The sequence below is a fragment of the Celerinatantimonas marina genome (assembly GCF_046054165.1).
In the GTDB taxonomy this organism is placed as follows: Bacteria; Pseudomonadota; Gammaproteobacteria; order Enterobacterales; family Celerinatantimonadaceae; genus Celerinatantimonas.
Genome location: NZ_JBFNXK010000003.1, coordinates 1 through 12,637, shown reverse-complemented (window position 1 = coordinate 12,637; position 12,637 = coordinate 1). Strand labels below are relative to the sequence as shown.

Here is a 12,637-nt window from a genome sequence, read left to right as displayed (position 1 = left end):
TGAACAAGTGCCGGGAGCCCGGCACTTTTGGTATGTTCAAGAAAGGAATAACAGATGGCATTGTGGGGCGGACGGTTTAGTCAGGCAGCGGATAGTCGTTTTAAGCAGTTTAATGACTCGTTGCGTTTTGATTATCGCTTGGCTGAGCAGGATATCGTAGGGTCTATTGCATGGTCAAAAGCGCTGGTCACCGTAGGCGTACTAACCGAAGCTGAACAACAGCAGCTACAACAGGCCTTGGAAGATTTAGCGGCGACGGTAGCTGAAAATCCTCAGCAGATCTTAGGATCAGATGCAGAAGATATTCATAGCTGGGTTGAAACTCAGTTGATCCAGCGGGTCGGTGATCTCGGTAAAAAATTACATACAGGGCGTAGTCGTAACGATCAGGTTGCGACCGATCTAAAACTCTGGTGTAAAAAGGAAGGGGTCATTTTGATGGAGCAGCTGGATAAGCTGCAACAAAAACTGGTGCGACTCGCTCGTGAACATCAGCATACGGTTTTACCGGGTTACACCCATTTGCAACGGGCTCAGCCGGTCACTTTTGCGCATTGGTGTTTAGCTTATGTCGAGATGTTCGAGCGTGACTATTCCCGTTTAGCGGATGCCCTGAAACGGTTAGATACTTGCCCGCTTGGCAGTGGTGCTTTGGCGGGTACTGCGTACCCGATGGATCGGTCGGCATTAGCGACCGACTTAGGTTTTCGCCGGGCGACTCGCAATAGTTTAGACAGTGTATCCGATCGGGATCATGTCGTTGAGCTGATTAGTACCGCCGCATTATCCATGCTCCATTTGTCGCGTATGTCCGAAGACCTGATTTTTTACAACTCTGGCGAATCGGCATTCCTTGAACTTTCCGATCATGTGACTTCCGGCTCCTCGTTGATGCCGCAGAAGAAAAATCCGGATGCACTGGAACTGATCCGGGGCAAAGCGGGGCGGGTTTATGGCTCTTTAAGTGGCATGATGATGACTCTTAAGGCTTTGCCATTGGCCTATAACAAAGATATGCAGGAAGACAAAGAAGGGTTGTTTGATGCGCTGGATACTTGGGAACAGTGTCTCGCTATGGCCGAATTGGTCCTGCATGATATGAAAGTCAATCAGAAAACCACGGAAGAAGCAGCCAAAGGCGGCTATTCAAATGCAACCGAGTTGGCTGATTATCTGGTTAGTAAAGGGATCCCATTTAGGGAAGCGCACCATATCGTTGGGATTGCGGTGGTTCAGGCCATTGAAAAAGGAGTGCCACTGGAAGCATTGACCTTAGACGAGTTTAAAGCGCTGGCTCCTGAGATTGAAGAGGATGTTTACCCGAACTTGTCTCTGGAATCGACGCTAAGCAAACGTTCTGCTTTAGGTGGGGTTGCTCCAGAGCAGATCGAATATGCGTTGAATCAGGCGGAAAAACGCTTAGATAGCCGTGATATCCCCGGACTGTATGTGCGGGCAGCCCGAATGACCGATTTGGAAGGTATTGAAAAATTGGTGAATTACTGGGCGGATGAAGGTGAAAACCTGCCTCGGCCGCGCAAAGAGATCGTCCAGGCTATCGGTGAGTTCGCAGTAACCGAGCAAGCTGGTAAGGTGACCGGTTGTGCGTCGCTTTATCTGTACAGCACCGGACTAGCCGAGATCCGTTCCTTGGGTGTTAATCCTGAGTTTCAACGGGGTGGTCAGGGCAAAGCGCTGGTTGATTTTATGGTTAAAAAAGCTCGGCATATGGCATTGGAAAAAATCTTCGTGCTGACGCGTGTCCCTGAATTCTTTATGAAATTGGGTTTTAGCCCAACATCGAAAGCCATGTTGCCGGAAAAAGTGATGAAAGATTGCGATGTTTGTGCCCGTCAACATGCCTGTGATGAAGTGGCTCTGGAGTATTTAATTCCTTACCAGCGTTCATTGATTTATAAACAGCGGGTCAGTTAAATTTTATCCATGGAAAGCCCTCATCGTGAGGGCTTTTTTGATCGCGTTTTCACGAGAGTTGAAACGACTTTTAAGTTGGCAGAAATGAGCTTTTAAATCCCTTCAAAAAGGCTTCTTCTAGTCGTTTCTAGGGGTACCAATAAAACAGTTCTAAGCGGCGTTTTTTTAGAACAAAATTGACTGTAAAATTCATTGATTATTTCTCGTCAGAACGTCAAAACAGATCTATCATCGCGGCCGAAAAAATAGCTTATTCTTAAAGAAGTATTCCCGTGAAAAATAGTCCTCGATACGCCTGGCTTCCAGTGATGAGCTTGGCTTTGGCTGCGTTTACCTTTTCAACCTCTGAATTTTTACCCGTTGCACTACTCAGTGATATTGGGCAGAGCTTTCATTACCCCGCAACTAAAGTCGGTGTAATGATCACGCTCTATGCTTGGGGGGTTTCTCTTACCTCATTGCCTTGTATGTTATTGACTCGGCATATGGATCGTAAAAAACTGGTGCTGCGGGCTTTTATTCTGTTTATTTTGAGCCATTTATTATCCGCGCTGGCGTGGAATTTTACGGTCCTAATGATTTCTCGGATCGGGGTGGCCATCGCACATGCTATTTTCTGGGCCATTACGGCCTCAATCGCCATGCGGATTGCCCCTGCGGGTGGAAAAACCAAAGCCTTAAGTATGTTAGTACTCGGGACTTCTTTAGCGGCTATTTTGGGTTTACCTTGTGGACGAATTTTGAACGAGCTGTTTAACTGGCGGATGGCCTTTGTCATTATTGGTTTGCTGGCTTTGGTTGGATTTGTCATTTTGAAACGGCAGCTTCCTGCTCTGACCAGTCAGAATAGTGATGTGTTAGGGGCTTTCCCGCTGTTGTTAAAACAACCGGCGCTGGTGATGTGTTATTGGCTGATGTTATTGCTAACGGCCGCGCATTTTTGTGCTTATGGTTATATTGAACCGTTTATTAGTCGTGTCGCACATGGTAGTAGTAGCCTGACCACGGCCATTTTGTTCGTGTTTGGGATCGCGGGCATACTTGCCAGTAGCTTGTTTAGCTCATTAAATCGTTACCCATTTATGTTTCTGGCAGGGTCGATAGCGCTTCAGGCCGTGGCTACGTTTTTGCTGTTACCCTTGAGCTCATCACCAGTAATGCTACTAGGACTGTCGTTGTTATGGGGCATGGCGATGACTTGGATTGCGCTAGCTTTGCAGTTACGGATCCTGGATATGGCACATGATGCAGCCGATTTAGCAACGTCGCTGTACTCAACTGTTTACAATGTTGGGGTCGGCGCCGGCGCCTTGCTTGGACAGCAGGTCGCCCAGCATGTTGGGATTACTCATATTGGGGAAGTGGCTGCATTACTTGCGTTTATCGGCCTCGGTTGTTACTACCTGTTTAGTTGGCGCCAAGCCATGCGTCATTCATTAACTCACCATAATTTACCTTAAGCTTATGAATAGCCATGCTTGTCGTGGCTATTCAAACCCCATCTAAAAACTGACGAAAAAATCCCCATTTTGACTTGCGTTTCATTTGCCACTACGTATAATAGCGCAGCTTATTTATGAGTAGTCGGGACAATAATCCCGCCCAATCTTCGATTTGAAGTTGGTAACAGTGTTTCCGATTTGGAAGCAAATGTTAAATAGTCGCATACTTCGCCATCCCCGGATTTCGGAACAGGATGAGTTGAGGTGTGTTAGGTTCTTTTTATTTTATTTGGAGCTCTGGTCAATGCAGAACCAAAGAATCCGTATCCGCTTAAAAGCGTTTGATCATCGCCTGATTGATCAATCGACAGCGGAAATCGTAGAAACTGCAAAACGTACAGGCGCTCAGGTTCGTGGGCCAATCCCACTTCCAACTCGCAAAGAGCGTTTCACCGTACTGATTTCTCCACACGTCAATAAAGATGCGCGTGATCAATATGAGATCCGCACTCACAAACGTTTGGTCGATATCGTTGAGCCAACTGATAAAACAGTTGACGCTTTGATGCGTTTAGACCTGGCGGCTGGTGTTGATGTGCAAATCAGCCTGGGCTAAGCAGAGCTGGAAAGATAAGAGGTTTTTACAATGATTGGTCTAATCGGTCGTAAAGTTGGAATGACTCGCATCTTCACTGAAGATGGTGTTTCGATTCCGGTTACCGTTATCGAATGTGAGCCAAACCGCGTTACTCGCGTAATCAGCGAAGAAAACGATGGTTACCGTGCTCTGCAAGTGACCACTGGCACTAAAAAAGCGAACCGCATCAACAAACCTCAAGCCGGCCATTTTGCTAAGGCTGGGGTTGAAGCGGGTCGAGGCCTGTGGGAATTTCGCTTAGATGGCGAAGAAGGTGAAGGGATCGAAGTCGGCGGCGAGCTGAAAGTTGATCTGTTCAATGAAGTTAAGAAAGTAGACGTTACAGGTACTTCTAAAGGTAAAGGTTTCCAGGGTGGTATTAAACGCTGGAATTTCCGTACCCAAGATATGACTCATGGTAACTCTTTGAGCCACCGTGCACCGGGTTCTATTGGTCAGAACCAGACTCCGGGCCGTGTTTTCAAAGGTAAAAAAATGGCAGGTCATATGGGTGCTGAACGTGTAACCGTTCAGTCTCTGGAAGTTGTACGTATCGACGCTGAGCGCAATCTGCTCCTAGTTAAAGGTGCAATTCCTGGCGCAACTAACAGCGACGTGATCGTTAAACCTGCTGTCAAAGCATAACGTCTGAGGAGATAGTAATGGAATTGGTATTGAAAGACGCTCAAAGCGCTCTTGAAGTTTCCGAAACTACCTTCGGACGTGAGTTTAACGAAGCACTGGTTCATCAGGTGGTTGTTGCTTATGCAGCCGGTAGCCGTCAAGGAACTCGTGCTCAGAAAACCCGTTCTGAGGTATCTGGCGGTGGTAAAAAGCCATGGCGTCAGAAAGGTACTGGCCGTGCCCGTGCCGGAACCATCCGTTCGCCTATCTGGCGTACCGGTGGGGTTGCTTTTGCTGCGAAAACTCAAGATCACAGCCAGAAAGTAAACACCAAAATGTATCGTGCGGCTATCCGCAGTATCCTGTCTGAATTAGTTCGTCAGGATCGCTTGGTTGTTGTTGAGAAATTTGATGTAGAAGCGCCTAAAACAAAAGCTTTGGTCGCTAAACTCAAAGATCTGGACGTGAATGACGTATTAATCGTCACTCATGAGGTTGAAGAAAACCTGTTCCTGGCTGCGCGTAACCTGTATCGCGTCGATGTGCGTGATGTTGCGGGTCTTGACCCAGTAAGCCTCATCGCTTTCGATAAAGTGTTGGTTACTGCAGAAGCAGTTAAGCAGATTGAGGAGTGGCTGAAATGATCAGTGAAGAGCGTCTATTAAAAGTTCTTTTAGCCCCACATGTCTCTGAAAAGAGTACTGGGTCTGCTGAAAATGACAACACAATCGTTTTTAAAGTTGCCACAACTGCTACTAAAGCTGAAATCAAAGCTGCTGTAGAAAAAATGTTTGAAGTCGAAGTTACTGGCGTACGTACCCTGAATGTTAAGGGTAAAACTAAACGTCACGGTATGCGTATCGGTCGCCGCAGCGACTGGAAAAAAGCTTACGTGACTTTAGCTGAAGGTGCGGACATCGATTTCGTTGGCGGCGCAGAGTAAGAGGAGTTTCTTAAAATGGCTATTGTTACAACTAAGCCTACATCTGCTGGTCGTCGCCACGTCGTTAAAGTGGTTAACAAAGACCTGCATAAAGGCAAGCCGTATGCTCCGCTGTTGGACACCAAAAGCAAATCTGGTGGTCGTAACAACAACGGCCGTATCACTGTTCGTCACATCGGCGGTGGTCACAAACAGCATTATCGTATCGTTGATTTTAAACGTAACAAAGACGATATCGCGGCAAAAGTTGAACGTATTGAATATGATCCAAACCGTAGTGCAAACATTGCGTTAGTTTTGTATGCAGACGGTGAACGTCGTTACATCTTGGCTGCTAAAGGCATGCAAGCTGGCGACCAGATCAGCAATGGGATCCACGCTCCAATTAAAGCAGGTAATGCCCTGCCATTGCGTAATATCCCAGTTGGTTCAACTGTACATGCAATTGAATTACAGCCTGGTAAAGGCGCGCAGTTAGCACGTAGTGCTGGTGCATATGCTCAGGTTGTAGCTCGTGAAGGCGAATATGTCACTCTGCGTCTGCGTAGCGGTGAAATGCGCCGGGTGTTGGCAGACTGCCGTGCAACCTTAGGCGAAGTAGGTAACGCTGAACACATGTTGCGTCAGTTAGGTAAAGCGGGTGCCAGCCGGTGGCGTGGTGTTCGTCCGACTGTTCGTGGTGTTGCTATGAACCCTGTAGATCACCCACATGGTGGTGGTGAAGGCCGTACTTCTGGTGGTCGTCATCCAGTATCACCTTGGGGCTTACCTACTAAAGGTAAGAAAACACGTAGCAACAAGCGTACCGATAAATATATTGTACGTCGTCGTACATCTAATAAATAAGAGGATTCACCATGCCACGTTCTCTCAAGAAAGGTCCATTTATTGACCTGCACTTGCTGAAGAAGGTAGAGAAAGCGGTGGAAAGCGGGGATAAAAAACCAATTAAAACTTGGTCCCGTCGTTCAACGGTCTTCCCGAATATGATCGGTTTGACCATCGCTGTCCATAATGGTCGTCAGCACGTTCCAGTTTTTGTTACCGATGAAATGGTTGGTCACAAACTGGGTGAATTTGCACCAACTCGTACTTATCGCGGCCATGCTGCTGATAAGAAAGCGAAAAAGCGTTAAGGGGAAAGTGATGGAAGCATTAGCTAAACACCGTTTTGCCCGTATTTCTCCTCAGAAAGCCCGTCTGGTCGCTGACCTGATTCGTGGTCTGAATGTTGAGAAAGCTCTGGCAGAGTTAACTTTCAACAACAAAAAAGCATCTGCTTTAGTGAAGAAAGTTCTGGAATCTGCCATTGCGAACGCCGAGCACAACGAAGGTGCGGATATTGACGAGTTGAAAGTAGCCAAAGTCTTTGTTGATGTTGGCCCGACTCTGAAACGTGTACGTCCACGTGCAAAAGGCCGCGCAGACCGCATTATCAAGCGTACCAGCCACATTACTGTGGTTGTATCTGATAACTAGGAGATAAGCAATGGGTCAGAAAGTACATCCTAATGGTATTCGCCTAGGTATCGTCAAACCATGGAACTCTACCTGGTATGCTGATAAAGGTGAATATGCAGATAATCTGTATAGCGACCACAAAGTGCGTCAGTTCTTAGTTTCTGAATTGAAAAACGCCTCTGTGTCTCGCATCGTGATCGAACGTCCAGCGAAAAGTATCCGTGTGACTATTCATACGGCTCGTCCTGGTGTCGTGATCGGTAAAAAAGGTGAAGATGTTGAAAAGCTGCGCAAACGCGTTGCCACTCTGGCTGGTGTTCCAGCTCAGATCAATATCTCAGAAGTTCGTAAGCCAGAACTTGATGGTCAGTTAGTTGCTGATTCAATCGCAAGTCAGTTGGAACGTCGTGTTATGTTCCGTCGTGCGATGAAACGCGCAGTGCAAAATGCAATGCGTCTGGGCGCTAAAGGGATCAAAGTTGAAGTAAGTGGTCGTTTAGGCGGCGCTGAAATCGCACGTACTGAATGGTATCGTGAAGGTCGTGTGCCTTTGCATACTCTGCGTGCTGATATCGATTACGCAACTTCTGAAGCATCGACAACTTACGGCATTATTGGCGTTAAAGTTTGGATCTTCAAAGGTGAAGTACTGGGCGGCATGCCAGTGGCACAGCCTGAAGCTCCTGCTAAGCCAAAACGTAAAGAACGTCGCGGTAAATAGGAGACACGGTAATGTTGCAACCAAAACGTACTAAGTTCCGTAAGGTTCAAAAAGGCCGTAACCGTGGTCTTGCTAAAGGTACTCAAGTAAGCTTCGGTGACTTTGGTCTTAAAGCGACCGGTCGTGGTCGTCTAACTGCTCGTCAAATCGAAGCAGCTCGTCGTGCGATGACTCGTCATATTAAACGTCAGGGTAAAATCTGGATCCGTATTTTCCCAGATAAACCTATTACTGAAAAACCTCTCGAAGTTCGTATGGGTAAAGGTAAAGGTAGTGTGGAATACTGGGTCGCTCAGATCCAACCAGGTAAAGTCCTGTACGAAATGGATGGTGTACCAGAATCTCTGGCACGCGAAGCATTTGAATTGGCAGCAGCAAAATTGCCAATTAGTACTACTTTCGTAACTCGGACGGTAATGTGATGAAAGCTAGCGAACTTAAAGACAAAAGTGTTGAAGAGCTGAATGCAGAGCTGTTAAGCCTGTTGCGTGAGCAATTCAACCTGCGCATGCAAGCAAGCACGGGTCAGTTGGCTCAGACACATTTGCTGAAAAATGTGCGCCGTAACATCGCACGTGTTAAAACCATTCTGAATCAGAAGGCAGGTGCGTAATGAGCGAAACGATCCGTACATTACAAGGTAAAGTTGTCAGTGACAAAATGGATAAATCTATTGTTGTCCTGATCGAACGTCGTGTAAGACACCCTATCTATGGGAAATTCATGACTCGTACCACTAAATTGCACGTTCATGATGAAAACAATAGCGCTGTAATCGGCGATATCGTTAACATCAAAGAATGTCGTCCAATTTCTAAGACTAAATCTTGGACTTTGGTTGATGTGGTCGCAAAAGCCTAAGACCTAAGAGCCTCTTTTTGAGGCTCTTTTATTTTCCCCTCCTGTATTCTTCCTTTTCAATTTTTACGACAAATCAATTGACCGGATGAAAGCTATTTCACAAGTAGCAAGTTCGTCATTTTTCAGGTAAGGTTTTCGCTCTGTTGAGGAATCCGAGCATGTTTAAACAACAAAAAATGCGACCCTATTTGGAGTTCGGCCGGGATGAATGGGCCCAGCTACGTCAGTCTGTTCCGTTGACATTAACCGAAACGGATCTCCAGGGATTACGTGGTATTAATGAAGCTATTTCGCTGGAAGAAGTGAGGGATATTTATTTACCATTATCCCGATTAGTGAATCTATACGTAAAATCTCGCCAGGATCGCCGAAAAGTGATCGGTGAGTTTTTAAGTCACCGCAGTAAAATTCCATTTCTGATCGGGGTCGCCGGAAGTGTTGCGGTTGGGAAAAGTACCACCGCTCGTATTCTTCAGGCGCTGTTAGATCGATGGTCGGAACATCCGAAAGTTGCACTAGTGACTACGGATGGTTTTTTGTTTCCCAATGCAGAATTAAAGCGGCGGGGGATTATGCATAGGAAGGGATTTCCTGAAAGTTATGATGTCCGTAAGCTGATCCAATTTGTGGCCGATGTGAAGGCGGGTCATCGGTATGTGACCGCTCCGGTCTATTCCCATGTGACCTATGATATTTTATCCGATCAAGAAACCATGATCGATCAGCCGGATATTCTGATTCTAGAGGGGCTGAATGTGCTTCAGAGTAACCCGGCGGATGACGATGGGGTCCGGCGTTATGTCTCTGATTATTTGGATTTTTCGATTTATGTGGACGCAGAAACGGATCGGCTGGAAAGTTGGTATATCCAGCGTTTTTTAGAATTTCGCAAAAGTGCCTTTTGCGACCCAGATAGTTATTTTCATAATTATGCCAAGCTTTCAGATGATGAGGCGACGGCAACGGCTCGGCGGATCTGGGAAACGATCAATTTGGTCAATTTACAAGAGAATATTTTACAGACACGCAATCGGGCTGATTTAATTCTATGTAAAGGGGATGAGCACCGCATGGAGCAAGTTCTATTACGCCATTGATTCACCACCTATAATCGATTTGATATAGACCAAAATTTATGAAAGAAGTGACGGCATTGCATACCTTTGCAGTAAAATCTTATTGCAAAGATATTTTGTATATTCGGTCCGAGAAAGATCTACAACAGTTAAGCTTGTATCAACAACAGCCGCAGTCTGATTGGATTGTGATTGGTGAAGGCTCAAACGTTCTTTTTGTGGAGGATTATCAGGGGCTGCTGGTTTGCAATCGTCTTTTAGGCCGACAGCTGATCGAAAAAATTGACGGTTGGTATATTGAAGCGGCTGCGGGTGAGAATTGGCACCAATTGGTTTGTTGGTTGATTGAGCATGGTATCGGGGGTTTAGAAAATCTGGCTTTAATTCCCAGTTCCCTTGGGGCCGCACCGGTGCAGAATATCGGGGCTTATGGGGTTGAGTTTAGCCAGTTTTGTCAGTGGGTTGACGTGTGGGATGTCGAGCAAGCCTGCTTGCGACGTTTAACGGCGACCGAATGCCAGTTTGGATATCGCGATAGTTATTTTAAGCGAGTAACGGATCGTTGGGTTATAACCCGCATTGGACTAAAAGTATCGAAGTACTGGCAACCGCAGCTGAGTTATGGGCCTCTAGCCCGGCTGGCAAAGTCACCCTTAACACCCAAACTGTTATTTGATGAAATTTGTAAACTCCGTGAACAAAAATTACCTGATCCTAAAAAAGTGGGGAATGCGGGTAGTTTTTTCAAAAATCCAGTCGTTTCAGCGCAATGGGTGGACAGGCAGCAGCAGATTGCACCTGAAATTCCCGTTTATCCGCTGGTCGATGGTCGTTATAAAGTGGCCGCTGGCTGGTTGATTGATCAATGTGGTTTAAAAGGCTACCAGATGGAGCAGGCCGCCGTTCATGACCAGCAAGCATTAGTCCTCACAAATCCGCAGAGGCAGGCCAGTGGGCGGCAGATCGTGAGCTTGGCCGATCATATTCGCCAGCAAGTCTGGTCACGATATCAGGTCGAATTAGAACCAGAAGTATTACTGATTGGTGCAGAGGGGCTGCTATGTCCCCAAGAGGTATTCAAATCATTATGTTAAACCATGCGAAGGCATTTCAATTACTCCATTATTTGAGTGACAGTCACTTTCATTCCGGTCAGCGTTTGGCGGATATCCTGAATGTATCTCGAACGTCTATCGCGAGCTATGTTCATCAGCTTATCGATATGGGGGTTGATATTTACTCGGTTAAGGGCCGAGGCTATCGTTTGGCTGCTGCAATATCGCTGCTTGATGAACAATGGTTAAGAGAAAAGCTGCAGATCCCCGTTTATATTTTTCCAGAAATGGCCTCAACTAATACCTGGGTTATGGAACATTTAGGAGAATTGAGTCATGGGCAACTCGTGAGTTGTGACTATCAGAGTGCTGGCCGAGGACGCAGAGGTCGAGGTTTTCAGTCGGCTGTCGCCGGACAGCTGCCTTTTTCAATTTATTGGTGTTATGAAGGTGGGTTGGATGCGATTCAAGGCTTAAGTTTGGTGGTTGGTGTCGCTATTGCCGAGACGTTGCGCCAACAAGGATATCGCAATGTTGGGCTGAAATGGCCCAATGATATCTATGCCGGACATCGGAAATTAGCCGGGATTTTAATCGAAATGAATGGTCAACCCCATCAACAGTTACATCTGGTGGCGGGTATCGGCATTAATATTCGATTGGGTAAAATACTGGATAGCATTGATCAACCCGTGACGGATTTGGAGCACCTTCAAGAACATAGTGTGGATCGCAATCAACTGTTGGTTGACTGTTATCGTGCTTTGGAACAAGCTTATCAGCAGTTTTGTCAGCAAGGTTTAAGTGGATTTATCGAACGTTGGAACTCGTTGGATATTTTTCATGGTGAAATGGTCAAACTTGTTTTTAGTAACGGACATATTGAATCTGGCGCGGTGAAAGGTGTGGATGAACAGGGAAATCTGTTACTGGAACAATTAGGAATTATTCAGTCTTTTGCGGCTGGAGAGGTCTCTCTTCGACCTCAATAATGCCATTTTTGCATGAAAAGTATGCATTTAATCGAGAAAGACCAATTTTTTTCATTTTAGCAGTTGCATTTGAAAAATGGATTCCCTAGAATGCGCAGCACTTAGCAACGCAGCCGACTTAGCTCAGTAGGTAGAGCAACTGACTTGTAATCAGTAGGTCGCCAGTTCGATTCCGGCAGTCGGCACCATGCTAGGTTAATGTGGAGGGGTTCCCGAGCGGCCAAAGGGAGCAGACTGTAAATCTGCCGCGTAAGCTTCGATGGTTCGAATCCGTCCCCCTCCACCACTTATTCTCGGTTTGAGGTAGTCTGATTTAAAGACTAAAAGCGGGCATCGTATAATGGCTATTACCTCAGCCTTCCAAGCTGATGATGCGGGTTCGATTCCCGCTGCCCGCTCCAGTGCTGATATAGCTCAGTTGGTAGAGCGCACCCTTGGTAAGGGTGAGGTCGGCAGTTCAAATCTGCCTATCAGCACCAGTCCTTTAAATTATATTTCCTCAGATCGTTTTGCTATGCTTGTTTCAACAACCTTTGGTGCTTGAACACCAGTTGACTCTTTGTATGAGGGACGATCATGTCTAAAGAAAAATTTGAACGTTCGAAACCGCACGTTAACGTTGGCACCATTGGTCACGTTGACCACGGTAAAACTACATTAACCGCGGCGATCACAACCGTATTAGCGAAAACTTACGGCGGTAGCGCGAAAGACTTCGCATCAATCGACAACGCGCCAGAAGAACGTGAACGTGGTATTACAATTAATACTTCGCACGTTGAATATGACACTCCAACTCGCCACTATGCTCATGTAGACTGCCCCGGACACGCTGACTATGTTAAAAACATGATCACTGGTGCAGCGCAGATGGACGGCGCGATTCTGGT

17 protein-coding genes and 4 tRNA genes are annotated in these 12,637 nt (G+C 46.4%); all 21 read left to right on the top strand.

The genetic code is table 11. The features are described from left to right. The first annotated feature begins 54 nt into the window (after positions 1-54). Complete coding sequence (gene argH, locus ABUE20_RS03960) at positions 55-1,935, top strand: argininosuccinate lyase (protein WP_408618541.1); 1,881 nt, start codon at positions 55-57, stop codon at positions 1,933-1,935. A 272-nt stretch (positions 1,936-2,207) separates the two neighbouring features. After that, positions 2,208-3,395 carry a sugar transporter gene (locus ABUE20_RS03955; protein ID WP_408618540.1) on the top strand — a complete coding sequence of 396 codons (1,188 nt, stop codon included), beginning with the start codon at positions 2,208-2,210 and terminating at the stop codon, positions 3,393-3,395. 286 nt (positions 3,396-3,681) lie between these two features. Then, on the top strand, positions 3,682-3,993 hold the full coding sequence (gene rpsJ, locus ABUE20_RS03950; protein WP_005307944.1) for a 30S ribosomal protein S10: 312 nt from the start codon (positions 3,682-3,684) through the stop codon (positions 3,991-3,993). Between the two features lie 30 nt (positions 3,994-4,023). Further along, on the top strand, positions 4,024-4,659 hold the full coding sequence (gene rplC / locus ABUE20_RS03945; RefSeq protein ID WP_408618539.1) for a 50S ribosomal protein L3: 636 nt from the start codon (positions 4,024-4,026) through the stop codon (positions 4,657-4,659). A gap of 17 nt (positions 4,660-4,676) precedes the next feature. Beyond that, on the top strand, positions 4,677-5,282 hold the full coding sequence (gene rplD / locus ABUE20_RS03940; RefSeq protein ID WP_408618538.1) for a 50S ribosomal protein L4: 606 nt from the start codon (positions 4,677-4,679) through the stop codon (positions 5,280-5,282). Next, entirely contained in the window at positions 5,279-5,581 is a 303-nt protein-coding gene (gene rplW / locus ABUE20_RS03935) for a 50S ribosomal protein L23 (RefSeq protein WP_408618537.1), read from the top strand. The genes rplD and rplW overlap by 4 nt, the downstream gene beginning before the upstream one ends. A gap of 15 nt (positions 5,582-5,596) precedes the next feature. Beyond that, on the top strand, positions 5,597-6,427 hold the full coding sequence (gene rplB / locus ABUE20_RS03930; protein WP_408618536.1) for a 50S ribosomal protein L2: 831 nt from the start codon (positions 5,597-5,599) through the stop codon (positions 6,425-6,427). Between the two features lie 11 nt (positions 6,428-6,438). Next, positions 6,439-6,717: a 30S ribosomal protein S19 gene (rpsS, locus tag ABUE20_RS03925; RefSeq protein WP_408618535.1), complete on the top strand. Its 279-nt coding sequence runs from the start codon at positions 6,439-6,441 to the stop codon at positions 6,715-6,717. Positions 6,718-6,727: 10 nt separating this feature from the next. Continuing rightward, positions 6,728-7,060 (top strand): 50S ribosomal protein L22, encoded by a 333-nt coding sequence (gene rplV / locus ABUE20_RS03920; RefSeq protein WP_408618534.1) that lies wholly within the window; start codon positions 6,728-6,730, stop codon positions 7,058-7,060. A 10-nt stretch (positions 7,061-7,070) separates the two neighbouring features. Then, a complete protein-coding gene (rpsC, locus tag ABUE20_RS03915) occupies positions 7,071-7,763 on the top strand; it encodes a 30S ribosomal protein S3 (protein WP_408618533.1) in 693 nt (230 codons plus the stop codon). A gap of 11 nt (positions 7,764-7,774) precedes the next feature. Next, positions 7,775-8,185 carry a 50S ribosomal protein L16 gene (gene rplP, locus ABUE20_RS03910; RefSeq protein ID WP_408618532.1) on the top strand — a complete coding sequence of 137 codons (411 nt, stop codon included), beginning with the start codon at positions 7,775-7,777 and terminating at the stop codon, positions 8,183-8,185. Beyond that, complete coding sequence (rpmC, locus tag ABUE20_RS03905; protein ID WP_408613904.1) at positions 8,185-8,376, top strand: 50S ribosomal protein L29; 192 nt, start codon at positions 8,185-8,187, stop codon at positions 8,374-8,376. Before rplP ends, rpmC begins: the two co-directional genes overlap by 1 nt. Beyond that, complete coding sequence (gene rpsQ / locus ABUE20_RS03900) at positions 8,376-8,624, top strand: 30S ribosomal protein S17 (protein WP_408618531.1); 249 nt, start codon at positions 8,376-8,378, stop codon at positions 8,622-8,624. Before rpmC ends, rpsQ begins: the two co-directional genes overlap by 1 nt. Before the next feature lie 158 nt (positions 8,625-8,782). After that, positions 8,783-9,721 carry a type I pantothenate kinase gene (coaA, locus tag ABUE20_RS03895; RefSeq protein ID WP_408618530.1) on the top strand — a complete coding sequence of 313 codons (939 nt, stop codon included), beginning with the start codon at positions 8,783-8,785 and terminating at the stop codon, positions 9,719-9,721. 38 nt (positions 9,722-9,759) lie between these two features. Further along, entirely contained in the window at positions 9,760-10,794 is a 1,035-nt protein-coding gene (murB, locus tag ABUE20_RS03890) for a UDP-N-acetylmuramate dehydrogenase (RefSeq protein ID WP_408618529.1), read from the top strand. Continuing rightward, positions 10,788-11,747: a bifunctional biotin--[acetyl-CoA-carboxylase] ligase/biotin operon repressor BirA gene (birA, locus tag ABUE20_RS03885; RefSeq protein ID WP_408618528.1), complete on the top strand. Its 960-nt coding sequence runs from the start codon at positions 10,788-10,790 to the stop codon at positions 11,745-11,747. The genes murB and birA overlap by 7 nt, the downstream gene beginning before the upstream one ends. Positions 11,748-11,859: 112 nt before the next feature. Further along, positions 11,860-11,935: transfer RNA gene (locus ABUE20_RS03880), tRNA-Thr, on the top strand. 14 nt (positions 11,936-11,949) lie between these two features. Then, a tRNA-Tyr gene (locus ABUE20_RS03875) sits at positions 11,950-12,033 on the top strand. Positions 12,034-12,073: 40 nt separating this feature from the next. Further along, positions 12,074-12,148, top strand: a tRNA-Gly gene (locus tag ABUE20_RS03870). A gap of 2 nt (positions 12,149-12,150) precedes the next feature. Beyond that, positions 12,151-12,226, top strand: a tRNA-Thr gene (locus ABUE20_RS03865). Positions 12,227-12,323: 97 nt separating this feature from the next. Continuing rightward, a partial coding sequence (locus ABUE20_RS03860) for a GTP-binding protein (protein WP_408618527.1) occupies positions 12,324-12,637 on the top strand: 314 nt, incomplete at its 3' end.